Source organism: Paenibacillus uliginis N3/975, from assembly GCF_900177425.1.
Taxonomy (GTDB): Bacteria; Bacillota; Bacilli; order Paenibacillales; family Paenibacillaceae; genus Paenibacillus_AQ; species Paenibacillus_AQ uliginis.
In genome coordinates this window covers 4,571,004-4,593,480 of sequence record NZ_LT840184.1, presented here as the reverse complement: position 1 = coordinate 4,593,480, position 22,477 = coordinate 4,571,004, and the positions used below count along the sequence as shown (strand labels likewise).

The following is a 22,477-nucleotide window of genomic DNA, read 5'->3' as shown; positions in this document are numbered from 1 at the left end:
CCTAAAGAGGTCTGTCTTATGAATCAGGCGCCAATACTATTAAATGAATCTACTTTAAAAGTGACGGTGATAATGATGAGTATGGACATGATCAATCCTATTACGGATATAAAACTTGGAGTAACTTATGGAAAGAATCAAAGCTTCTTCAGCTTGTGGGCACCTACAGCCCGCACGGTATTCCTTGTATTGTATGAGGATGCCGGGAATTATGATGAATCCGGAGCAGTCACGAATCATGATGGCGGACAAGAAAACCGGATGACCCGTGGAGATGAGGGGATTTGGACTTTCATTATTGCCGGAGATATGTCGGGCAAATACTATCTTTACAAAATAGAACAGGATTATGGTGAATACCGGTTTGCTGTAGATCCGTATGCGACGGCAGTGTCAGCAAATGGGTACCGTGGAGCGATCGTTGATCCAGAAGTCTGCCGTCCGAAGGACTGGGATCTCGATAAGCGACTTCCATTGATACAGCCGACAGATGCAGTGCTGTATGAACTGCATGTAAGGGATTTTTCCATGTCACCGGATTCCGGTATGAAATATAGAGGGAAGTACAAGGCGTTTACAGAAACGGGTTTAAGTGATGAATATGGTAACAGCTTGGGGATTGACCATCTTGCTGAGCTGGGCGTAACGCATGTGCATTTGCTGCCCATATTTGATTTTAAGACGGTTAATGAGCTTGAGGGAACAGAATACAACTGGGGTTATGATCCGCAAAATTACAACGTACCGGAGGGCTCTTATTCAACCGATCCGACAAAGCCGGAGGTTCGTATCCGAGAATGTAAAGAAATGATACAGGCATTTCACAAGAAGGGTATTAGAGTCATTATGGATGTGGTGTTCAACCATACCTATACAGTGGATGATGGACCGTTCGAACCGGTTGTTCCCGGATACTTCTACCGTCAAAATGGGAGCGGGGGCCTGTCAAACGGGTCGGGAGTAGGTAATGAGTTGGCGACTGAAAAGCCGATGGTACGAAAATATATTAAAGACTCACTGCGCTATTGGGCTGAGGAATATCACATGGACGGCTTCCGGTTTGATCTCATGGCTCTAATAGACACGACGACCATTTATGAGATCGTAGAAGAGCTTCGCCGTGAGGTAAATCCGTCTATTTTAATTTATGGAGAGCCTTGGACGGGAGGAGATAGCCCGCTGCCTAATAAGACGGTCAAGGGAACACAGCGGGGGAAAGGTTTCGCCGTGTTTAACGATAACTATCGTCATGCGATTAAAGGTGACAATGACGGAGGTGGCAAAGGGTTTGCTACCGGGGAACCTTGGTGTGAGGGAGCTGTGGCTGAAGGCATGATGGGATCGATCCACGATTTTGCCCACGATGCCTCTGAGACAATCAACTACGTGACTGTGCATGATAATTTAAATTTGTGGGATAAGGTCCTCACCTCCATGGGGAAGGGACATGAAGCGGGATTACTTCACATGAATAACGGAGCTCCTGCAGATGGCGAGGACATTTTGGAAAAAGTGTTCGATTGCCGGCCTTATTTCGCTGTTTCGGATCACGATATCATGACCTCAGAGCCGGTGCGCCGGAGTTTGCTCGCCAACAGTATTGTGCTTGTATCTCAGGGAATTCCGCTTATTCACGCAGGTGACGAACTGCTGAGAAGCAAGTTTGGCGATCATAACAGCTACCGGAGTGGAGATGTCGTTAATGCCATTCGTTGGATAAACAAAGAGCGTTTTCTTCCTGTTTATCAATATTATAAAGGACTGCTGGAACTGCGAAGGACACATTCTGCTTTCAGGATGAGCAACCGTGAGCAGATTGAAAATCATATGGAGATTATTCAATGCGGCGGTCAGACGGTGGCTTACCACCTGAATAATCATGCCAATGGAGACAGTTGGAGCGATATTGTTGTCATCGTTAATGGAGGTTGCAACGAAACCATATTGGAGCTGCCAGCTTCACCATATGGCTGGAATGTTGTAGTGAATGAGAAGAAAGCAGGAGTAGAGACTCTTATGACAGTCGACACTTCCGAGATTGCTGTTCCGGGATTGTCAATGATGGTGCTACGTGCAGATAAGCAGCGGCCGAAAAAAAATCTTGTCACCATCGAATTGGAATATGAGCGTGCAGATGACAACTATGACGGATGGAACTTATGGGTATGGGGTACAGGTGTGAAGGATGGTAAGATTGATTTTACACAAAAGGATGATGGAGGAGTTACAGCTATTATCCGTGCGGCATCCGATGTGAATCGGATCGGTTGTATTGTCCGCTTGAACGATTGGGAAGCGCGAGAGTGGGACCAAGACCGTTTTATCGTGCTTCCTCCAGGGGAGAAGTTGTTGAAGATCAAGGTGATTAGCGGAAGCGGAGAAGGGAGTTCCCTTTCAGATTTAGCCAGTTAAACTAAGCAAAAGGAGCCTTCCGGTAACTGGAAGGCTCCTTTTTAGAGATAAGAAGAAGTCTACAAAGAAAAAATAATTGTTTCACTACCAAGGAAATAGGGTAATGATTAGTTAGACTTTGTTTTCATAATAAGGAGGATGTTAATCATGTCGTCAAAAGGAAACAATGTTCAACTAGCAGCTGAAATTCGGAATGAATTTACGCGGGCTGCACGCCGCAGCATTCGTCAAAATGGAGGGCTTCCCGGAGTTGTATACGGCTCGGACTCGGAAAGCATTCCGGTGTCCGTTAATCTAAAAGAAACAGCAAGACTGTTTCAGACAGGACGTTCGGAAGTGTTTGACCTTAACATTCCAGGATCAGACCCGGTTCCCGTTCTGATCAAAGATGTTCAGAAACGTGGAGGAAAAGTAATACACGTCGATTTCCTACATATTTCGATGAACAAGTCGGTTCGTGTTACAATTCCTCTGGAGTATCAGGGAGAAGCCATAGGTACGAAAAGTGGCGGTATTTTGCAAATTCAGGAAACAGAGCTTGAAGTAGAAGGAATGCCAGGAGACCTTCCGGTAACGATTGAAGCAGATGTTTCCGGGCTGGAGATTGGCGATAAGCTAACTGTTGCTGATCTTAAACTTCCCTCAGGTATAACATTGGGTGCAACTAGTGAAGAGGTTCTTGCCTCTGTTAATATTCCGCGCGCTGTAGAAGCAGCTCAGGCTAACGATGAAAAGGCGGAAGAAGCAAGCGAGATAAAAAGCTGAAAACGGACTTATAATTCAGCCCTCCGGAATAAACCGGAGGGCTTTTTATTGCTGAGACCTATTTCTCACGGTCAATAATTCCTTTGTGTTGACGGAGAATCACCGAAATATTTCTTCCATATAGTCAAGTAGCTACCATCCGCCTGCATGGTCTCCAGCGCGTTATCTACCGCAGCCACAAGGTCGGAGTTTCCTTTCACAAAGACAGCACACACCTGGTTAACATAGTTCAGGGAATCAGCCGTCTTCACAGGCAAATCCGGGGTTTGCTGGCGCAGGTTTAATATAGATAAACTATCCGTGAGAACGGCATCCACTTTACGATTCACAAGCAGGTTAGCTGCCTCTGTAAAATCTTTTGTTACTACTGCTTTTGATTGATATTTGGCTGCGATCTGCTGATACTCACCGACCGCTTCAACGGCGGCCGTCTTTCCCTTCAGATCAGTGAAGGTTCGGATTTTCTTCTCATTCGATCGCACTACCAGAACTGGAGTAGAGGTCATATACGCATTAGAGAAATCATATAAGGCACGACGGTTCTTGTTGTCGGCTACTTCGTTAAAAACGGTGTCATATTTCCCTTCTATTAAACCCGATAGCAGGTCCTTCCATTCAGCTTCCACAAAGACGGCTTTCATCTCCATGTGTCTGGCAACTTCCTCAGCGATCTCGACATCGAAGCCGGTCAACCGCCCGCCCGTTCCATGATAGCTGAATGGGGGATAATTGCCTTCTGTCCCGATACGAAGTGTGTCTCGTAATGCTGCGTTTTGCAGGAGGCCTCCGGTTTTAACCCGAAGCGGATCTACACCCATATTTGGGGTTGGAACTCTGTCGTAACTTTTCTGACCGCACCCCGGAAGTGCAAGCAATAGAATAATCACAACCAGCAATGTTTTTATGGAATAATGTCGTCCACCCATTTCATCCATCCTTTCCAGATTGAGTCCGATCCATAGTTAAGGATTAGGTTATCCTAAACATCGCGATGTATTCGTTCTATCGAGGGGAACCCATAACAAAAAAAGCTTAATCTGCGCCGGAAGACCGGGGCGGATTAAGCTTTAAGATGAAGTCACATAATTGATGATGGATTTTTTAAGAATAAGATGATTACTATTTAAATATAAGGATGCTGGTTTCCGAAATGGTTATCTGGCCATCCAGCCACCATCGACACATAGGACGTGACCGTTTATGTAATCGGATGCGGAAGAAGCCAGGAAGACAGCAGGACCTCCGATATCCTTCGGCGTGCCCCATCGACCAGCCGGAATACGGTCTGTGATCGACTGTGTCCGTTCCGGATCTTGGCGTATAGGCGCTGTGTTTTCGGTTTCGATGTAACCTGGAGCGATACCGTTAACTTGAACACCGCTTGCAGCCCACTCGTTAGCAAATGCTTTAGTAAGACCTGCAACCCCGTGTTTACTTGCAGTATATCCCGGTACATTGATTCCACCTTGATAAGATAGCATCGAGCAAATATTAATAATCTTTCCGCTGCCTCGGGCAATCATGTGGTTTCCGACGATTTGTGACAGAAGAAATACGCTGTTCAGATTGAGGTCAATAACATCGAACCAATCTTGAGCACTATGATCTTTTGCCGGTGTCCGGCGAATGATGCCGGCGTTATTAACGAGAATATCAATATGTCCTGTAAGCTTAAGTGCCTGATCAAAAGTTTCCTGAAGCTTGGAATGATCACTCAGGTCAACTATAATATCATCACCTTGTCTGCCATGTGACCGGACGATTTGTAAGGTTTCTTCACTCGAACTGTAGGATACGGCAACAACATCTGCACCTGCAGCGGCAAGAGCAGTAGCAATACCTTGACCAAGCCCGCGGGCAGCTCCGGTAACCAATGCGGTTTTGCCTGTTAAGTCAAAGCTGTTCATGATGGGAAACACTCCTTTTTATTAAACAGTGTAAGGTTTTGTGTTTAAGCATTAATTTGGCATTTCAATGGAGATGCCGGCATTGCGGAACAGCCTGGCCGTTTCGGCCGGAAGTCCCTGATCCGTAATAATCGATGTTAATTCATCTAATGCGGCAAAAGTACGTAGCGCCGTTTGTCCGAACTTTTGATGATGCGCTACTGCAAACACCTCTCGCGAAGTACTGACCAACGCTTTTTTAAAATCGATCAAATCTCCTGTATAAATGGAAAGGCCATGTTCCAAATGCACCCCTGTGGCCGATACGAAAGCTTTCTGAATATTTAACTGCTTTACATAATCTACCGACTCGGGTCCGGCAAGCATGTTTCGAACACGGTAACCACCGGGAACGACGAGGCGGATATTATTTTTGGGCGCCAACTCGCTGATGATATAAACATCGTTGGTGATTACCGTCAATGGCTCATTGGCCAGCCTGCGTGCAATTTCAAGCGTCGTGCTACCGCCATCGAGAGCAATGATATCATCAGGCTGTATATGAAGCAGTGCCAATTCGGCAATCTCGCTTTTCTCATCTGCGTGTTTGGTCAGCGGTTCTTTTGATGGAAGTATGCCGAATTGATCTTTTTGGGCAAGCATCGCTCCGCCATGAATCCGGACAATCAGCCCTTGTTCCTCCAGCTTCGTCAGATCCTCGCGAATCGTCTTCCCGGTAACCTGCAGCTTCTCGCTTAGTTCCGCCACCGTGACTTCCTTATGGGTCAGCAGCAGCTCCATTATGTTTTCGTATCGTCTTATAGGGTTCATTTCATTTTCAACTCTTCCGTTTGAGGATTACTCTTATTTTAATTCTTTCATGGAGACTGGGTCCATATCATCATACTTTTTGTTATCGCCAGCCATTCCCCAAATAAATGTATAATTGCTAGTTCCGACGCCGCTATGGATAGACCAGCTCGGTGAAATAACCGCTTGCTCATTTCTCATGACGATGTGGCGAGTTTCTGATGGTTCACCCATCAGATGGAATACGACAGCATCTTCCGGCAGATCAAAGTACAAATACGCCTCCATACGGCGTGGATGAGTATGAGCTGGCATTGTGTTCCACATGTTTCCTGTTTTTAGCAAGGTCATTCCCATTACAAGCTGTGCGCTTTGGATGCCATTCTGATGAATGAAACGGTAAATGACGCGGTCGTTTGAATTTTTGATATCGCCAAGCGCACTGGAATCAACTTCTTCAAGTGTAGCTTTTGCAGTAGGAAATTCTTTATGGGCTGGTGCAGAGTTTAAATAGAATTTGGCCGGTTGCTTGGCATCAGTGCTTTTAAAAATAACTTCTTTGGTGCCCATGCTAACATACAGGCATTCCTTATTATCCAGCTTATATTCCGTTCCGTCTACAACAACAGATCCTTGTCCACCTACGTTGATAATTCCAAGCTCACGGCGCTCCAGAAAGTAGGAAACACCTAATTCTTTAAGATCCGTTTCGAGCTTAACTTCTTTATTTACAGGATTGGCACCACCAACAATGAGACGATCCTCGTGGGAGAGAACCAGTTCCAGCTTGTCAGGGGTAAATAGAGTAGGGATATGAAATTCTTTACGGAGCCGGTCAGTGTCGAATTGTTTGACCTCATTAGGATGTGAAGCGTAACGTCTTTCCATATTGTATTATCTCCTTCAACCATGTAGTCATGAACAAATCACGTTCATATAAGTACAAATTACTCCATTTACGTTCATATTGCAAGTCATTAGATATAAAACGAACATAATATTCATATATTTAATATGTATTCAGGGAATTATCTGATTACGGATAAATTGCTTATCAGCTGACCTTTGTATAATTTTGTTGTTGGTGATGACATAAACTCTCATGGAATACCTGACTTCGGGAAAGCTATAGCTTACTAACAAAAGGACCTAGAGGCTATTCCTGACGGAAGGATGAACATTATTGAAGATAGGATCATGGTCTGTCATTGTGGCAGCGGTCAGCTTAAGTCTATCTGTCTGTAGCGCATACGCATCCTTGGAAAAAAGTACACCTAATAAATGGTTGATGGAACGGCATAATGTACTCCGAATCGCCCACCGGGGAACATCTGGCTATGCACCGGAAAACACGATGGCTGCATTCGAACATGCAAGCAACATGGGTGCCGATATGATTGAGCTGGATGTGCAGCTGAGCAGCGACCGTCATGTGGTCGTTATTCATGATACTAAAGTGAACCGAACAAGTACTGGTAAGGGCAAGGTACACAAAATGACGTTGAATCAGCTTCAGAAGCTGGACGCGGGTTCTTGGTATGACTCCAGGTTTAAGGGACAAAGGATACCGACGTTGGACGAGGTACTGAGGAGATTTGGCGGAAAAATGCCGCTTTTGATCGAGATGAAGTCACATGCAGCCAATCCAGGCATTGAACAAAAGACAGCGGATCTTATACGGAAGCACGGACTGGATAAATTCTCTGGAAAGCATCCAGAACTTATTGTTCAGTCTTTTCACATCGCATCACTTCAGCGGTTTCATAAGATTCTACCGGACATTCCTCTCGCTGTGTTGGTATCCAATCCATTGGAGCTGACGGATGAACGAATACGGGAGTTTGCCCCTTTTGCCAATTACGTGAACCCTTCGATGGCTGCCGTAAATGAAGAGAAGATCCGAAAAATTCATAATGCAGGTATGAAGGTGTTTGTCTGGGACGTACAGCATTTGCTGGAAATTCCGCCGCTTCTGCAGGCAGGGGTTGATGGAATAATTACGGATTATCCGGACATTGTACCAACGCATATTTATTCTACGAAAGTTTCTGATACGTCTCATACCCCGTAAACCTGACCATTCTAGAAAATGTATAAGTATCGTAAAAATATGACTATTATTTCGTTAGAATTTAATAGAAAGAAAAACTTCCAACAAACAAGAAAAGGAGCCGCCCATAAGTATTCGATGACTTATGGAGCAGCTCCTTTCTATCGTTTGCGCCGGTAAGGTGACACGGTGATAAAAGCTTCCGGGTCTATTATTCTTACAAGCGATTTCAGCCTGGTCAGTTCCATCAGATGGATCTGGTAAAGCAGCTGATCCTGTTGTTGATCGGGATGTATGTCTACACCTTCTGTCATATGAAGGGGCAGGGACTTTCTGCCGAGCAACATATCTATACGGTTCCGGATTTCCTGAGTGTGAGAACTATGAATGGTAACTTCTCGCTTCAGAGAATAGCCGGAAGTCGCTAATCGAGCAGCCTCAAGGGCCATCAAGCAGGCGATAGCAGAATACATAGCCTGTTCCAAACCGAGCAGCAAACCTGCGAGGGACAGGATAAGAACATTGATGACGATACCTGCACCCGAGAGGCGCATGCTGTTGATTATCGCCATAATGGGTGGCGGTATTTTGGGCATGTGCAACAGCATATCCAGTACTGCCCCATGCTTGATACCGATGCCAATGCCAAGGCCTAGAAAGATTCCACCAAGCCCCGCTGCCGCCGCTCCGCCTTCGATGAGCGGCGGCAGCGGGTGGAGCAGAAGGGAACAGATCGAGAACACGGTAAGTCCTGCAGCAGCCCTGAGTGCCAGATCCCGGTTAGCTTGGCGGAACAAAAAGATGACCAAGGGCAGGTTGAGCAGAAAAAGAAACATACCCGTCTGCAGGCCGGTTACTTGATAGGCCAAGGCTGATATCCCTGTAAGGCCTCCGGCGATGAAGCCGTTCGGCACAAGAAACATATCCAGGCCAAAGGAAGCGATCATGCTTCCGATGATAACCATAAATAACCGCCTGCGGCGTGAAATAACATATGAATCGCCAGGTGTACCGTCTGGAGCAAGAAACGGTTGGTTTGACATTTGGTTAACTGACTCCTCCTTTCTGACATAAATGGAGACGAGAGACGATGTCCCGGGTTAAATCACCCCATTACACCATCATTTCTACTTGCTTATGATGAAGTGGGAAAGTGATTAAACCGAACCATCCTCATGTAAAACCATAGAATCAGGCTTCTTTTTCTGCGCATCCTTAAACTTGAACACCCGGTTCAGCAGATTGTAGACATGCTTGGATTCTTTTGTTAAAAGAGGTCCAAGAATAGCAAGGATTAACACATACAATGCCGCGAACGGTTGAATGATGGTCATCAGACCACCTGCTTTACCCAGATTAGCTAATATTATCGAGAATTCTCCGCGCGACACGATCGTCAAACCAATGTTGTTAGAGGCTTTGGAAGATAAACCTGCACTTCGTCCTGCGAGCATACCTGCTGCGTAATTACCAATCAGTGTTACGACTACTGCAGCGAGTGACAGCCACACAGCACCGCCAAGCTCCATTGGATTAATCGTTAATCCGAAGCTGAAGAAGAAAATCGCCCCAAAGAAATCACGGAAAGGCAGGATGAGGTGCTCAATTCGTTCTCTATGATCGGTTTCAGCCAGCACCAGTCCCAGGAGGAGTGCTCCAATGGCTTCAGCCACATGAATAGTTTCAGAGAAACCTGCCAGTAGAAACAGTGACGCGAATACGACGAGTGAGAACAATTCGTTGGAACGAATGTTCAGCAAGCGATTCAGCAGGGGAACTGCCTTGCGTCCAATGATAAGCACTAGCAGCATGAATCCGAGTGCGATCACGGCTGATAACAGCACGCCTCCAAGCGAGGAAGATCCGCTTAATACAAGTCCTGAAAGAATGGAAATATATACGGCAAGGAATACATCTTCAAACATAATAATACCAAGTATCATTTCGGTTTCCGAATTCGCAGTCCGTTTAAGATCGACAAGCACTTTGGCTACAATCGCACTGGACGAAATGGTTGTTATACCGGCAATGATAAGCGTTTCGGCCAATGGAAAGCCAGACATAAAACCGATCAGGAGGCCAAGTGTAAAGTTGATACCGATATAAATGCTTCCACCAACGGCAATGGAGCGACCGGATTTAATAAGGCGACCGACCGAAAACTCCAGACCGAGATAAAACAGAAGGAACAGTACGCCAATTCGTCCCATAAATTCGATCAGCGGGGCACTTTCGATAAATCGGAAGTCAAAATGCCACCACTGCATAGCATGAGGTCCAACCGCCATCCCGATAAGAATATAGAAGGGGATGACGGAAAAACGGAGTTTGGAAGAAATTAACCCCGATAAAGCGATTAAAGCAATTGCTAATCCTACTTCAAATACAAGATGATTCATCTATTCAACCACTTCCATTCAGCAAAATTTGTTTAAACAAGCGCTGCTGTTGACGTTCGCCAACAACAACGAGTGTGGAGTCAGCTTTGATGACTACTTCAGGACCGGGGTTAATCTGTTTCCCCTGATTTCTTTCCACAATCGCGATGATTGTCGCTCCCGATGCCTGGCGCACGCCAAGCTCTCCGATGGATTTTCCAATTCCATAGTAATGGGGTTCGATCCGGTACCATTCTATAATTAGCTCATCCAGAGCCATGTCGATGGTCTCAAGCGCTTTAGGTTTATAAGTTAGACCGCCCACGATGGCGGCAAGCTGCCGTGCCTCATCATCATCCATTGATATCATGGAGATGCTTTCGTCAGGCTCGTCGTAATTAAAATGGTATATTTCACGTCGGCCATCATCATGCAGGATGATCACAGCTTTATCTCCCCCACGAGTTTCAACTACATACTTTTTTCCGATACCCGGCAGATCACTTTCACGTACATACATGGATTAAATCCTCCTAAAGATACACTTTTTTGGTCAATAAAACGGCGAACTCAAATAAGCCTGCTGTATTCGGCCATTTTTTAAGAAGAAATTGTTAAATTGAAAAAATAACGAAACTCATAAGGGTAGAAGAAAAGTAAATAGAACGCGAGGTATAAACCGCGCTGAGGATATAGAAGTCACACAAACGTAGAGGTGAATTTTATGGGGGATAAAATTAAAAGGCGGAGTCGTAAAAGGATGACCGGCAAGTAAGGCAGTCGAGGTCTAGGGACACGGAGTATAAGAAGGCTTGTAAAACAAAACAAGACAATAAAAATTTTACCCGCAGCAATCAGCTTGGATGAAGAAGGGGCAGTCTTGTGAACAGCAGATGCCTTCACATGCGTATATGTTTCGTGTACAGACCGACCTTGAATGTTCTCGTTCACGTATTGATCCTGAACCGGGAAGTACAGCACAAACGCAGTCAAAAACATGATTCCAAACATTGTAATATTTCGTAAAACGTTGTAAATTCGCTCCATTTCGTCCCACCTCCTTTCAATCCAACCTTTCTCAATTCATCATAACACATAACCAGATTGATCTCAAAAAGAGATTGATGATTTTTATAAAATACCAAAACATTTTCCACAATCTTCTTGATAAGTCGGTCGGTCTGAATGAGCTCTTGAAATCGGGCGGAACCGGGCTTGTCGTGAGTGAAGTTACGATGGCAACTTTAGGTGCAGTAATCGGCTGGAGGTTGATATTTCAGACTACAACAAAGTTGCCTGATTCAAGTTCACATTTTTTAAAATGAACAGATGAGCTCCAGTGAAGACTCCCTTGCCCAGGGAGTCTTTTTTGCTTGAAGAAGGAGGAGTTCATAAATATTGGAAACCAACTCTCGTTACTTTGCGTAAAGGAATGGTAGCCTGCAAGGTACAGTGAAATCCCGACTACACCGGGCTCGTGTACCTTGGCTAACGTACTCGAATCCTCTCATGAAAGATTCCCTGTTTCAAAGAAAGTTTGCGGCTTAACACCGCAGATGTAAGAGAATTATCTGATTACGATAAGGAGTGGTGGCAATGCCAGATGTTCATTTTCGAAAAATCGATGAAAATACCGTTCTTGAAATTTGTCAATTAAGCAACACCCTTACAGAGGTTCAACGAATAATGGTTGCTGATAATGCGGTTTCTATTGCTCAAGCTCATTTCTCTAAGAATGCATGGTTCAGAGCCATCTATGCTGATGATGAACCGATCGGTTTTATCATGCTGGATCAGGGATCTGATGAAGGGACAGATAATGGCGGAGTCTATTTATGGCGTTTTATGATCGCGGGGCCCCATCAAGGGAAAGGATACGGAAAGCAGGCGATTGGATTACTGATTGAACACTTAAAAGGACAAGGAATCCATGAAGTAGTTGCAAGTTGTGGGGAGGGAGAAGGAAGCCCTTTGGGGTTTTACTTGAGCTTAGGGTTTACACCGAACGGAGAAACCTTTGGTGATGAGACGGGGTTAGTACTCAGATTTTAGAAGTAGAATCCGTGGTTAGATGAATTAGTGTGAGGACATCAAACTACCCAACCCGTAGTAAGGGAGAGATTTTTTAAGAGTAGGAGCTTAAGATAAATGATCTATAAACTTGATAAGAAGGATTATCCGAAGGTAAGGGCGCTACTGCAAACACCCGAACAACAAAACGATCTGACCCTAAATGCGATTATTAATGGGACGAATAGAGGAACAATTTACGTGGATGATGTGAATCAACCCCGTACGGCGTTGGTCGATCAAACGGGCGTCATTAGCATGTTTATTGGAGATGCAGCCAATGAACAATTTATTAGCCATCTGCGTGAGTTTATTGATAACCAATTGAAAATAGATACGCATGAATCATGTGGAGGCACTTATTTTATTGCCGTGGTGTCGGATGATACTTGGGAGAGAACCGTTGAAGAGGTTATTTCGCATAGGGAGTATGAACCGGATTATGAATTTTATTTCCAATTGAATCGTGAGAAGTTCAATACCCTCAAGACCAGCTACAAACCTTTGCCAGAGGGATACATCCTTAAAAAAATCGATTTGGAAGTCATTCAGAATGACCCCGATGAAATCTTGTCTGAAGTTTTGAATGAATTTTGGTACTCGGTAGATGATTTTCTAAGTCTGAGCTTCGGTTATTGTGTAATGAAAGGAAATAGCATTATTAGTGCGTGCTTATCCTGCTGTGTCTACGAAAAAGATCATGAGATTAGTGTGGAAACATACGATGAAGAAGAGATGAATAAAGGACTAGCAACGTTGGCATGCGCGGCGTATTTGGAGCATTGTATCGAAAATGGATTTGTACCGCGCTGGTCAACAATGGAGACGAACGAGGAATCCTATCAATTAGGAAAGAAACTAGGTTTCGAGTTTGAGTCGAAGTGTAAAACATTTGAGTTTGAATTTTAAATTATGAGGATATCACCAGGAGGAAATATATGAGCAAACCTGTAATGAATGTAGCATTGGTTGTCGGTCCTGATTGCGATTTGGATTCCCAGGCTATACGTAACACACTTGAATATTTTGGCGCAAGAGTATTTACTTATTGGATTGGCAGACCGAGCGACTTCATGGATGTATTGTCCGGTAATGATCTCTACCCTGATACCGATATGATTGTTTTAAATTTTCACGGAGATGAAGATGGTTTTATAATGCCGGAGCTTGGTGAGGACGTCTATGAGGCAGATGAGCCACGGGGAAATTTCGGCCCAGACGATGTTAGAACCTTTGTGAGACTGGATGGGAAAATCGTTATTGGCAATGGATGCATGTTGGGTGCTCCTACGCTCGCGCAAGCATTCCTGGATCGTGGATGCAAGACCTATATCGGACCGGATGATTATCCAGACGGGAATGCTGCTCTTATGTATGTTTATCGCTTTTTCTATGAAGTTATTCAGAATAAGAAAAGCGTTAATGAAGCTCATCAGATAGCAAAAACAATGGATGAGGAAATGTTGATGTACCAAATTTATGAAAATAGTGACTAAACTAGAGAAGAGTGAGTATACAATTGAAAACAAGATTAATGGTCACATCAGATCTTGAACAATGTTCACACCTATTTTTAAAGATTTTTAATGGCGAACCATGGAATGATCAATGGGAATCAATCCAGCACGTACAAAAATATCTTCTGGAATTTATAAATAATCCTGTATTTATCGGGTTTGTTATCGAGCAGAATGATAAAATCATAGGTGCGAGTTTTGGGCATACCAAGAGCTGGTATGCGGGGGAAGAGTACCACATTCATGAATATTTTATTGATAACGATCTACAGCATAGCGGGGTGGGCTCGCAGCTGATGAATGACATTAAAACAGAGCTGGCATCCAGAAATATTCATTGTATTGTGCTGCTTACAGAAAGGGATCTTCCTGCTGAGAAGTTTTATAATAAGCATGGGTTCGAGGTGAAAAAAGATATTATTTTTATGTACAATGTTTTCTAGTCTAAAAGGAGTAGAAAATGATATACGCTTCGATTGCACTTGATTGTCTAATCATTTCCATTTATAATCGGTTATAACTTTAAAAAATAGGAGTTGTCTTGATGTCGGCATTTGTTCTTAACTAACCAAATTTCATATGATTCATCCGTTTACTTTAGCAAAAATCCACTTTTAGAGTGGTATATTTGTTATGGAAACCAATGGATGAATCGAAATTAGTTAAGAACACTACGGCCATCCATATACAATCGACTGCAAACAGCCGTGCTCTTAAGCACGGCTTTGTTTTTTGCAATAATGTAAAAAACAGGTTTTGTTCATCGTTTTTGTCATTTTGACAAAAGTCGATGGAGCAGTCAGCCAATCCCCAAAAGGGACAGAAGATGGACTATACGTTCATTTTCTGTCCCTTTTTTTATTTGGCATAACAATGAACGTTTAACTGCTTGGATGGCGTGTGTTCTTTTCTAAGGTAACAGAAGCATAACAAAATCGATGATAAGAGAGGGATTACCATGAAAAATTATATCGCAGAAGCAAATGCAAACGTACATCTTCAAGAGGGATCGTGGGTCATTGAGCAGCTGTTAGTGGAGTGCTATATACAGCCTGGAATTTCCACAAAAGAACTTGCCAAAAAGACGTTTCTGCCTGTTCCAGTTGCAACAGCGATTAAGAAGGAACTCATAAAGGCAGGTGCTCTGACACAGGATGGCGGGGTTCGTTGTACGCCTAAAGGCGTTACATTTATTGAAGATGAGTTGGGATATGATGGATTAGACAAAGCCTTATATCAAAAACTTATGGCCGATGAGTCCAACTGGAAGGCTGAGCTTTCGGATCTGTTACAATTACTCACGGACATATTTCAGCAACGGCCACAAGTTAATGTGCAGATTGATCAGTCCAAATGTACAGTAGAAACGAGCTTGCGTCGGGCCATTCTGTGCCTGAGGGAGCATGCGCTGATCGGAAAGAAAATCTTATGTGTTGGTGATGACGACCTGGTCAGTATATCGCTTGGTTTTTTAATCAAACGATTATTTCCGAACATAAGGAATCAAAGAGCTTTGATAACCGTCGTCGATGTTGATGAGCGATTTTTACAGTATATTCGTAACACAGCTGAGCAGGAGGGAATAGAGGTGATATGCCGCAGTCTGGATTTGCGCCAGCCACTTCCAAAGAAATTATGTGGACAATACGATTGCTTTTTCACGGATCCGCCTTATACGCTGCAAGGTATGACGTTGTTCGTTTCTCGCGGGATAAGCGCGTTGAAAAAAGAGAAGGGATTGCCGATTTTTTTGTCATACGCACATAAATCCCCTGACTATAATTTGGCAATACTGCGGGAGCTTGTACGTATGGGCTTGTCACTACGAGAGATTATTCCGCATTTCAACAAGTATGAAGGAGCACAGATGATTGGCAATAGTGGACAAATGATCATTCTCAAGACGACGGAGTTGACAGCGCCCAATGTTACGAGCTCTTTTGAGGATGCGCTCTATACAGGTGAGGTAAAGCGAACATTACGCACATACCAATGTAAGCAGTGCCACGGATCTCTGCTTGTTGGTATTCAGGGCGAATATCATACGATCGAGGATTTGAAAAATCAGGGATGCCCCCATTGCGAAAATGATACCTTTACATTGATTGCTAAAAAGAATGCGTAGCTTGCTTCACCTGATCTTGTGAGGCGTCGATTGCTATAGATCGGTAAACTGCAGTTGAATCAAGTACAAAAAAGAGCAGGCGCCGCGGTAGGCAGCCTGCTCTTTTACAACCTATCTTGCGTGATCGCGCCAAAACAATGCGTGACTCCCTCCATATTCGGCGCCGGATACGGATACCGGGACTTTGATTCCTTGGTATGCTCCTTGTGTGTAAATTACCCCGACTGAGGAGCGTTAATTATGAAAACCGAATGGACTCGTAAAATTGCGGCATTTTTTGTGAAATCGGACCCTGAATACGAGAGCTTTATTCATCAGCATGAGGCGAAAAGCCGCAAGGAGATACTACTGTATTTGTCTTACGCCGTCTTACCTGGTTTGTTGGTCTATTTGCTCATTTATCCACTTCGTCCCCTGCTTATGTCGCTTACTGGGCTATCCAGCCACTACGTACAATTTCTTGTTTTGGCAATTATGGCCAGCGGCTGGCATATTCTTTTCCCATTATTCATGCTAAAATTTGTGGATAAACTTACCTTTAAGCAGTCTCTGGTTTATCTAGGGTTCAGAAAATGGGATACCAGGGGACTGCTTGTTATTTTACCGATTATCACCGTCTTGTTTACTCTCCTGTCGCTGCCCTATATGAAATGGATTTTTCCGCCTTTATCGACATTTCTGGACCAGATGCCTGTGTTTCATATGGGGGAGTGGCATATTTACCGGCAGGGTTATTATGATTTTCCTTGGCCGTTGCTGGTCATCGGGCTTATTGGGAATTTTATCGGGGAGGAAATATATTTCCGTGGATATTTGCTGAAAAAAATCGGTCGACTTCGTTACGACTGGCTGATTCTCAGCGTGCTGTTCCAGTTCTATCATATGTGGCAAGCGCCGATAAATTGGGCATTTATCCCACTGGCAGTTATCATTCCGTGTGAAATTCTGGTCAAGCTGCGGAAAAACCTTTACGGAGCTATTTTGTTTCATGTCTATATCAACACGGTATGGGGTGCTGTTACGCTCTATCTAGTTGGAGTATAATCCTTTTTTGCAATTGAAAGAGAGAGGAATCTGCGAATGCCTTCCCTAAAAATGAAGCTTCCCTTGTTTGCCGCGGCCCTGCTTGCTGGATTTCTCGTTATGGCCGTGTATATTCACCTGGAGACGATTCGGCATCCTTATATCGGAGCGGTACTTGAACACGATGAAATAGGCTGGAGGGTAAGCAGTGTGGACCCTTCGGGCAAAGCGGCACAAGGGCAAGTGGACAGGGGAGATCGTGCATTGATAGTTGACGGCATGCCAGCGGAAACATGGTTTGCTGGCAAGACGCAGGCTTCTCTGGTTAGGGCCACTACATCGGCATTCATGCGTAGTGATGGCTCCGTCTACGAATTGCGGATCGAAACGGAAAGCGACGATGTACGGAAAAGCTTGTTGGCCATGCTGCTAGAAGTGCTGCTACTTGCCATTGGCTTGCTGGCATACCGTAAAAATCCCGGCTCGCACACGGTTCGCCGATTCTCCATGATGAATTATGTGATGGCGCTGGTCATCCTAACTTTATATTCTACGGAATTGGCTTTGTCGAATTTGCTTCTCGCATTATCCTCCATCTGGCTCCCTTATTTATTGCTCTCTTTCTGTGTCGCGTTTGTGCTGCGTGCTGTGCCTCTTATGTGGACAAAGGCTCTGTTTGTCTTTCGGCTCCTCTGTGCACTGTTCTCCTGCTACGCTCTTTGGGCGATGGTCCAAAATGAGATTCCCAGCTGGCTTCGAGGGACGCTGCATCTTGTCTTCATGCTGACGTTGCTGTTCATCCTGGTTATGGTCCGATTATATTGGAGGTCGTTGGACTCGGTAGAGAAGAACCATGCCCTGGTACTGGTTGCCGGGCTGGGCTTCAGCCTTCTGCCCTATCTGCTCTTATATGCGATCCCGGATTTGTTGGGAGACGGGTACTTTCTGGCTCCCGAATACGCGCTCAGCGGCCTTGTACCGCTGTCCGCCATTTTCCTGTATGTTCTGAACAAACGGAGCATGGTGGATATGCAGGTATACCTTCCCCGTCTGGTCATCCATACGCTCTACTACGGAGGCGTATTTCTATTGTTTTCCCTGGCATATCGAACAAAACATCCGCTTTGGGTTGTGGCTATATTTAGCGGATTTGCAGCCGGAACCTGGGCTTACCGGAAACATCTTTACCGGTCGGAAAGGAGCGCGGAGGGGCGGAGGAAATGGTTGGATCAACAGAAACTCAAGCTGTCCATTCAGGTGGCAAAGACCCGGAATATCCAGGATATTCTCAGTCTGATGAGCGAGGCGTTGCACCATATTGTGGATGTGGAAGGGATTTGTGTCATATGGCAGGATGAGGAAGGGACACGACCGGTTGTACATGGCACAGGCAAATATGAGTACACCGGAACCGGAGAAGACGCGTGCTGGATGGAGCGAAGCTTTTGGGAAAGGAACTTTGATTTTGAATATGTCGCTTCCATTGCCAGTCATGCGGAAAAGGGAGGCAAAGGGTATCTGTGCATGGGACCCAAGCGCAATTTGTCTATGTTCTCCGCGGAGGAGAAAGGGTTAATTGACGAAATTTGTGTAGAAGCAGTGCGGCTGCTGACCAATACCAGGCTGTTGGTCGGACTCCACAAGGAATTTCAACGCACCAAGGAGCAAAACGCAGCTTTTGAACGTCATGTCAGCGATATCCGTCAGACGAATCGCCTACTGCTGGAGGCCCAGCAAGCCGAACGTATCCGCCTTTCTTATGCTCTGCATGACCACCTGCTGCAAAATTTGATCTTCTTGTCGCGGGATCTAGAGGAACTGGCGGATCAGGGACGAGTGGATTCCAAGCGGGTAGCCGCATGGCTGAAATGCGTCTATGATTCCCAGCAGGAGATTCGGGTGTTGTGTGATGAGCTGTATCCGCATATTGTGGATAAGGCGGATCTGGAGGAGTCCCTGCGATGGCTGCTGCGGACAGCCGGAGAGAAAGGCGGCCTGAACGTATCGCTTCATTATCATTGGCATGCAGAAGCCCCTCCACCTGACCCGATTTTGAAATCCAATCTGTTTCGGATAATCCGTGAACTAGTCCACAATGTGCTAAAGCATGCCGAAGCCAGTCGGCTTGATGTCTACTTAAATCTGGAGCCAATTGGGGTGATATGTTGCGTTGTAAGCGATGACGGCAAGGGCTTCGACGCAACCGCCTTTCCTGACCATATCGCCTCCATTGACGGTGGACATCTCGGACTCATCTCCGTTAACAGCCAGATCGGTTATCTTGGCGGTGAGATGGACATCCAGTCCAAACCGGGAAAGGGAGCCCTCATTACGCTGCGGCTGCGGCCCCAGCATCATGAGCAACGGGAGGGAGAAAAACATGAAAGACAGTACCAGAGTGATTTTGCTTGACGATCATCCTCTAGTAATGGATGCGTTGAGAAGCCGTCTGGAGCAAGAAAAGGATATCCGCGTGCTCGAAACCTTTACAGACCCTCGGCACTTACTTGAGCGAATCGGTTTATCTAAACCAGACGTGCTTGTGCTGGACGTTTCCTTGCCCTATATGGACGGCTTCGAACTGACAAAGCAACTAAAGAAGGAGTACGGCTCTTCCCTGAAAATCATTATGCTGTCCGGATATACCTACGATGAATTCTATCGTAAGGCTTACGAGCTTGGGGTGAACGCCTATTTATCCAAGCAGGCTTCATATGGACAGATTATAAATGCTGTGAGGCAGAGCATGTCCGGTCATATGCTGGTGCCGGAGAGATTATTCATGGCTTCCGGGCAGGACAAGCTTACACCTGCGGAACGTGAGGTGCTGGTTCGGGTTGCTAAGGAAATGAGCAATAAGGAGATCGCCCGGGATCTGGCTGTCAGCCAGCGGACGGTGGAATACCATCTGACGGCGATTCTTCAGAAGCTGGGCGTCAAATCGCGGGTGGGTGCCGTCGCCAAAGGCTATGAACTAGGAATAGTGGGTTCTTCTGTGTACGATTCATGATATAGGAGAAGTGTTTGATGATTACTATGATGTAGTAGTTGAATATAATCATGGGAGGGAAGTCGCTTGGAAAATGTTCAATTGATTGAATTGGATCATGAACTGCTGGAGGGAACGGGGAGTTACTGCCTCAGAAGCAAAAAAAATTCCGAAGGATATACAAACAAAAATAAATGGTTAATGAACAGATTTGAAGAAGGATTAAAATATGTACAATTGTTTGAAAATCAAAAACAAGTAGGTTTTATTGAATACACGGAAGCAGAGTCCTCGTATAGAGTTGTGTCTGCAGATCATTATCTAGTCATTCATTGCTTATGGGTCAGCGTCACAGGAAAAGGACACGGCACAACACTTATACATAAATGCCTTGAAGATGCACAAAAGCTGGGGAAACAAGGAGTTGTCGTTGTGACCAATTCCGAAACCTCTTGGACACCAAGTAAAGACATCTTTCTTAGAAATAACTTCAAAATCGTTGACACAGCACCATTTGGTTTTGAGTTACTTGTTCATCAATTTAATGATGACTCTAATTCTCCTTACTTTCCAACAAATTGGGACGAACGTCTCAAACCGTTTAATAAGCTAACCATTTTGCGTTCTTTCCAATGCCCTTATGTAGAGATTGCCACTAACAATGTGCTAGAAGGTGCAAATCATCTAGGTATTGAAGCAGAGATTTACGATTTTAACAATCGGGATGAATTGATGAAGATGTCACCTACTCCATACGGTATTTACTCTGTTATTTATAAAGGGCAGCTGATTGCTTTTCATAGATTAACCGTTCATTCCGTAATTAAAAGATTAAAACAAATCAATTCGCTGCATGAGTAACTTGTCCATCGACTACTTTAGATTTTAGATATCATTACGAATCGAAGTATCATTCAAAGGGAGGGCCTAAAGTGGCTATCTATCTGGTTAGGCATGGCAATGATGAACCTGGATTTCGTGGAGGCTGGAGTAACCGGGGGCTCACTCAAGAAGGAATACAACAGTCAGAGCGATTGGGACAGTATTTGCTTCAAAATAATGATCGATTTAATATCGAACGAATCATAACCAGCGATTTGAAGAGGGCTCTTCAAACATCTACTATCATTGCGAAGCAACTTAATCTGCCGACCACCATCTCAGAAGATTGGCGGGAAACCAATAATGGTCTTCTGGCTGGAATGCCCAATGCATTAGCTGAGGAGAAATATCCTGGTTTGTATTTTTCAAGTTTAAGAATGGATGAAAGGTATCCAGGGGGTGAGAGTCCCATAGAAAATTTCAGAAGAATTACAGAAGCATTCACAACCTTATGCCAAAATCAGACAAACACAGACCATACCGAGAATGTAATGGTGGTAACTCACGGTGGGGTTATCAATATTATTTATCATATTGTAAAAAACATCGAGTGGAGCAATAAGAACACGTTTATAGCTGCAGCGAACACAGGACTTCATAAGGTTGAGTATCGCGGAGGGGAATGGGAGCTTACTTTGGAAAATTCAACAGACCATATCCGTTGAGACCAGCCTCAAGACTACCGAAAAAGGAATGATCCCGCTTGACATGCTGATCTTGCTCAGGGAATATGATAAAGAATGGATAATTGAGGGTTTAATGGCAGGGGCGGTGAAGACTTAAGATGAAAAAATGGATTACGTTTGATCTTGACGGTACATTAATGCAAAATCCGTTTGACGCCTGGATTTTTCCAGAGGTCGAGACTTTGTTATCCGAGGAATTGAAATACAGCTGTGATGCCAAAAAGCGATTGTTTCATGCACACCAGCAAATGCTTAGGAATGAGCAAATAGTGGCTGCGTACGACTGGGATGATCTTGTAAGGCAACTCATTCAGGAGTTGGGGCTGACACGAGAGATTGACATCGAGGCGCTGGTGGTCACTCATTCGGTAGAGCCTAAGGTATATCTATTAGACGACACGGTCATTCCTGCATTACGACGGCTTAAAGAGGAAGGATATGATCTGGCAGCTGTAACGAACGGTTATTACAAGTACCAATATCCGGTGATGAAGGCGCTCGGATTAACGGAATGGCTTGATGTGATTGTGACGCCGGAGCGTACCGGTTATGCGAAGCCAAACATACGTATGCTCGACAGCCTATTGTCAGAGGGTGAATTGGTTGCACATGTGGGTGACCGGTTGGACCATGATGTCACGATTGCGAATCAGCTTGGCGTTGTGTCGGTATTAATTCATCGGGATTTACCGGAGGAATTGCTCGGATTATCGCCAAAACAGCGTGCGGATCACATAGGTTTGGGGCCTGTTCTGGAGGGACTTGCGGCTAGAGAAAATCCGCAGCTAGCTGGTATGCGACTGCCTCAATCGTATCAACCGAACTACGTCATTCGGGATCTTGAGGAATTATTTCATTGTTTGGACATTAAAAAGAGGTAGGTT

Annotated in this window: 22 protein-coding genes; 14 read left to right on the top strand and 8 right to left on the bottom strand. The window is 44.8% G+C overall.

What is annotated here, in order from left to right; all coding sequences use genetic code 11:
- Positions 1-18: 18 nt before the first annotated feature.
- Positions 19-2,412 (top strand): type I pullulanase, encoded by a 2,394-nt coding sequence (gene pulA, locus B9N86_RS21675; protein ID WP_244562792.1) that lies wholly within the window; start codon positions 19-21, stop codon positions 2,410-2,412.
- Between the two features lie 147 nt (positions 2,413-2,559).
- Entirely contained in the window at positions 2,560-3,177 is a 618-nt protein-coding gene (locus B9N86_RS21670; protein WP_208915209.1) for a 50S ribosomal protein L25, read from the top strand.
- Between the two features lie 71 nt (positions 3,178-3,248).
- On the opposite strand, the gene B9N86_RS21665 is transcribed toward B9N86_RS21670, so the two are convergent.
- The 4 genes from B9N86_RS21665 to kduI form a co-directional block, all read right to left on the bottom strand.
- Positions 3,249-4,103, bottom strand: coding sequence for a transporter substrate-binding domain-containing protein (locus tag B9N86_RS21665; protein WP_208915208.1), 855 nt, complete (start codon positions 4,101-4,103; stop codon positions 3,249-3,251).
- A gap of 228 nt (positions 4,104-4,331) precedes the next feature.
- The gene (kduD, locus tag B9N86_RS21660) at positions 4,332-5,084 is read right to left on the bottom strand and encodes a 2-dehydro-3-deoxy-D-gluconate 5-dehydrogenase KduD (RefSeq protein ID WP_280174950.1); all 753 of its coding nucleotides are present in this window, start codon (positions 5,082-5,084) and stop codon (positions 4,332-4,334) included.
- 51 nt (positions 5,085-5,135) lie between these two features.
- A complete protein-coding gene (locus B9N86_RS21655; protein ID WP_208915207.1) occupies positions 5,136-5,894 on the bottom strand; it encodes a DeoR/GlpR family DNA-binding transcription regulator in 759 nt (252 codons plus the stop codon).
- 33 nt (positions 5,895-5,927) lie between these two features.
- Complete coding sequence (kduI, locus tag B9N86_RS21650; RefSeq protein WP_208915206.1) at positions 5,928-6,761, bottom strand: 5-dehydro-4-deoxy-D-glucuronate isomerase; 834 nt, start codon at positions 6,759-6,761, stop codon at positions 5,928-5,930.
- A 295-nt stretch (positions 6,762-7,056) separates the two neighbouring features.
- On the opposite strand from kduI, the gene B9N86_RS21645 reads away from it, so the two are divergent.
- Positions 7,057-7,944, top strand: a complete 888-nt coding sequence (locus B9N86_RS21645; RefSeq protein ID WP_244562791.1) for a glycerophosphodiester phosphodiesterase — start codon at positions 7,057-7,059, stop codon at positions 7,942-7,944.
- 140 nt (positions 7,945-8,084) lie between these two features.
- Here the strand turns inward: B9N86_RS21645 and B9N86_RS21640 are convergent, their stop codons facing one another.
- The 4 genes from B9N86_RS21640 to B9N86_RS21625 form a co-directional block, all read right to left on the bottom strand.
- Positions 8,085-8,966: a YitT family protein gene (locus tag B9N86_RS21640; protein WP_208915205.1), complete on the bottom strand. Its 882-nt coding sequence runs from the start codon at positions 8,964-8,966 to the stop codon at positions 8,085-8,087.
- A 114-nt stretch (positions 8,967-9,080) separates the two neighbouring features.
- On the bottom strand, positions 9,081-10,322 hold the full coding sequence (locus B9N86_RS21635) for a cation:proton antiporter (protein ID WP_208915204.1): 1,242 nt from the start codon (positions 10,320-10,322) through the stop codon (positions 9,081-9,083).
- Between the two features lie 4 nt (positions 10,323-10,326).
- On the bottom strand, positions 10,327-10,821 hold the full coding sequence (locus B9N86_RS21630) for a cation:proton antiporter regulatory subunit (RefSeq protein ID WP_208915203.1): 495 nt from the start codon (positions 10,819-10,821) through the stop codon (positions 10,327-10,329).
- Positions 10,822-11,000: 179 nt separating this feature from the next.
- Complete coding sequence (locus B9N86_RS21625) at positions 11,001-11,348, bottom strand: hypothetical protein (RefSeq protein ID WP_208915202.1); 348 nt, start codon at positions 11,346-11,348, stop codon at positions 11,001-11,003.
- A 549-nt stretch (positions 11,349-11,897) separates the two neighbouring features.
- On the opposite strand from B9N86_RS21625, the gene B9N86_RS21620 reads away from it, so the two are divergent.
- The 11 genes from B9N86_RS21620 (at position 11,898) to B9N86_RS21570 (ending at position 22,474) form a co-directional block, all read left to right on the top strand.
- Entirely contained in the window at positions 11,898-12,353 is a 456-nt protein-coding gene (locus B9N86_RS21620) for a GNAT family N-acetyltransferase (RefSeq protein ID WP_208915201.1), read from the top strand.
- A 96-nt stretch (positions 12,354-12,449) separates the two neighbouring features.
- A complete protein-coding gene (locus B9N86_RS21615; RefSeq protein WP_208915200.1) occupies positions 12,450-13,280 on the top strand; it encodes a GNAT family N-acetyltransferase in 831 nt (276 codons plus the stop codon).
- A gap of 29 nt (positions 13,281-13,309) precedes the next feature.
- Positions 13,310-13,867 (top strand): delta-aminolevulinic acid dehydratase, encoded by a 558-nt coding sequence (locus B9N86_RS21610; protein WP_208915199.1) that lies wholly within the window; start codon positions 13,310-13,312, stop codon positions 13,865-13,867.
- An 11-nt stretch (positions 13,868-13,878) separates the two neighbouring features.
- Positions 13,879-14,331: a GNAT family N-acetyltransferase gene (locus tag B9N86_RS21605; RefSeq protein WP_244562790.1), complete on the top strand. Its 453-nt coding sequence runs from the start codon at positions 13,879-13,881 to the stop codon at positions 14,329-14,331.
- 515 nt (positions 14,332-14,846) lie between these two features.
- Entirely contained in the window at positions 14,847-16,013 is a 1,167-nt protein-coding gene (locus tag B9N86_RS21600; RefSeq protein WP_208915198.1) for a bis-aminopropyl spermidine synthase family protein, read from the top strand.
- A gap of 240 nt (positions 16,014-16,253) precedes the next feature.
- Positions 16,254-17,057 carry a CPBP family intramembrane glutamic endopeptidase gene (locus B9N86_RS21595; protein WP_208915197.1) on the top strand — a complete coding sequence of 268 codons (804 nt, stop codon included), beginning with the start codon at positions 16,254-16,256 and terminating at the stop codon, positions 17,055-17,057.
- 36 nt (positions 17,058-17,093) lie between these two features.
- The gene (locus tag B9N86_RS21590) at positions 17,094-19,448 is read left to right on the top strand and encodes a sensor histidine kinase (protein WP_210190603.1); all 2,355 of its coding nucleotides are present in this window, start codon (positions 17,094-17,096) and stop codon (positions 19,446-19,448) included.
- Positions 19,417-20,046: a response regulator transcription factor gene (locus B9N86_RS21585; RefSeq protein ID WP_208915195.1), complete on the top strand. Its 630-nt coding sequence runs from the start codon at positions 19,417-19,419 to the stop codon at positions 20,044-20,046. Before B9N86_RS21590 ends, B9N86_RS21585 begins: the two co-directional genes overlap by 32 nt.
- A 66-nt stretch (positions 20,047-20,112) precedes the next feature.
- A complete protein-coding gene (locus B9N86_RS21580; RefSeq protein ID WP_208915194.1) occupies positions 20,113-20,886 on the top strand; it encodes a GNAT family N-acetyltransferase in 774 nt (257 codons plus the stop codon).
- 71 nt (positions 20,887-20,957) lie between these two features.
- Positions 20,958-21,572 (top strand): histidine phosphatase family protein, encoded by a 615-nt coding sequence (locus tag B9N86_RS21575; protein ID WP_208915193.1) that lies wholly within the window; start codon positions 20,958-20,960, stop codon positions 21,570-21,572.
- A gap of 119 nt (positions 21,573-21,691) precedes the next feature.
- Positions 21,692-22,474: an HAD family hydrolase gene (locus B9N86_RS21570; protein WP_208915192.1), complete on the top strand. Its 783-nt coding sequence runs from the start codon at positions 21,692-21,694 to the stop codon at positions 22,472-22,474.
- The last annotated feature ends 3 nt before the right edge of the window (positions 22,475-22,477 follow it).

Coding starts and splice junctions, on each gene's coding strand:
- pulA (WP_244562792.1), top strand. CDS start 19: ATGAATCAGGCGCCAATACTATTAAATGAATCTACTTTAAAAGTGACG.
- B9N86_RS21670 (WP_208915209.1), top strand. CDS start 2,560: ATGTCGTCAAAAGGAAACAATGTTCAACTAGCAGCTGAAATTCGGAAT.
- B9N86_RS21665 (WP_208915208.1), bottom strand. CDS start 4,103: ATGGGTGGACGACATTATTCCATAAAAACATTGCTGGTTGTGATTATT.
- kduD (WP_280174950.1), bottom strand. CDS start 5,084: ATGAACAGCTTTGACTTAACAGGCAAAACCGCATTGGTTACCGGAGCT.
- B9N86_RS21655 (WP_208915207.1), bottom strand. CDS start 5,894: ATGAACCCTATAAGACGATACGAAAACATAATGGAGCTGCTGCTGACC.
- kduI (WP_208915206.1), bottom strand. CDS start 6,761: ATGGAAAGACGTTACGCTTCACATCCTAATGAGGTCAAACAATTCGAC.
- B9N86_RS21640 (WP_208915205.1), bottom strand. CDS start 8,966: ATGTCAAACCAACCGTTTCTTGCTCCAGACGGTACACCTGGCGATTCA.
- B9N86_RS21635 (WP_208915204.1), bottom strand. CDS start 10,322: ATGAATCATCTTGTATTTGAAGTAGGATTAGCAATTGCTTTAATCGCT.
- B9N86_RS21630 (WP_208915203.1), bottom strand. CDS start 10,821: ATGTATGTACGTGAAAGTGATCTGCCGGGTATCGGAAAAAAGTATGTA.
- B9N86_RS21625 (WP_208915202.1), bottom strand. CDS start 11,348: ATGGAGCGAATTTACAACGTTTTACGAAATATTACAATGTTTGGAATC.
- B9N86_RS21620 (WP_208915201.1), top strand. CDS start 11,898: ATGCCAGATGTTCATTTTCGAAAAATCGATGAAAATACCGTTCTTGAA.
- B9N86_RS21615 (WP_208915200.1), top strand. CDS start 12,450: ATGATCTATAAACTTGATAAGAAGGATTATCCGAAGGTAAGGGCGCTA.
- B9N86_RS21610 (WP_208915199.1), top strand. CDS start 13,310: ATGAGCAAACCTGTAATGAATGTAGCATTGGTTGTCGGTCCTGATTGC.
- B9N86_RS21600 (WP_208915198.1), top strand. CDS start 14,847: ATGAAAAATTATATCGCAGAAGCAAATGCAAACGTACATCTTCAAGAG.
- B9N86_RS21595 (WP_208915197.1), top strand. CDS start 16,254: ATGAAAACCGAATGGACTCGTAAAATTGCGGCATTTTTTGTGAAATCG.
- B9N86_RS21590 (WP_210190603.1), top strand. CDS start 17,094: ATGCCTTCCCTAAAAATGAAGCTTCCCTTGTTTGCCGCGGCCCTGCTT.
- B9N86_RS21585 (WP_208915195.1), top strand. CDS start 19,417: ATGAAAGACAGTACCAGAGTGATTTTGCTTGACGATCATCCTCTAGTA.
- B9N86_RS21570 (WP_208915192.1), top strand. CDS start 21,692: ATGAAAAAATGGATTACGTTTGATCTTGACGGTACATTAATGCAAAAT.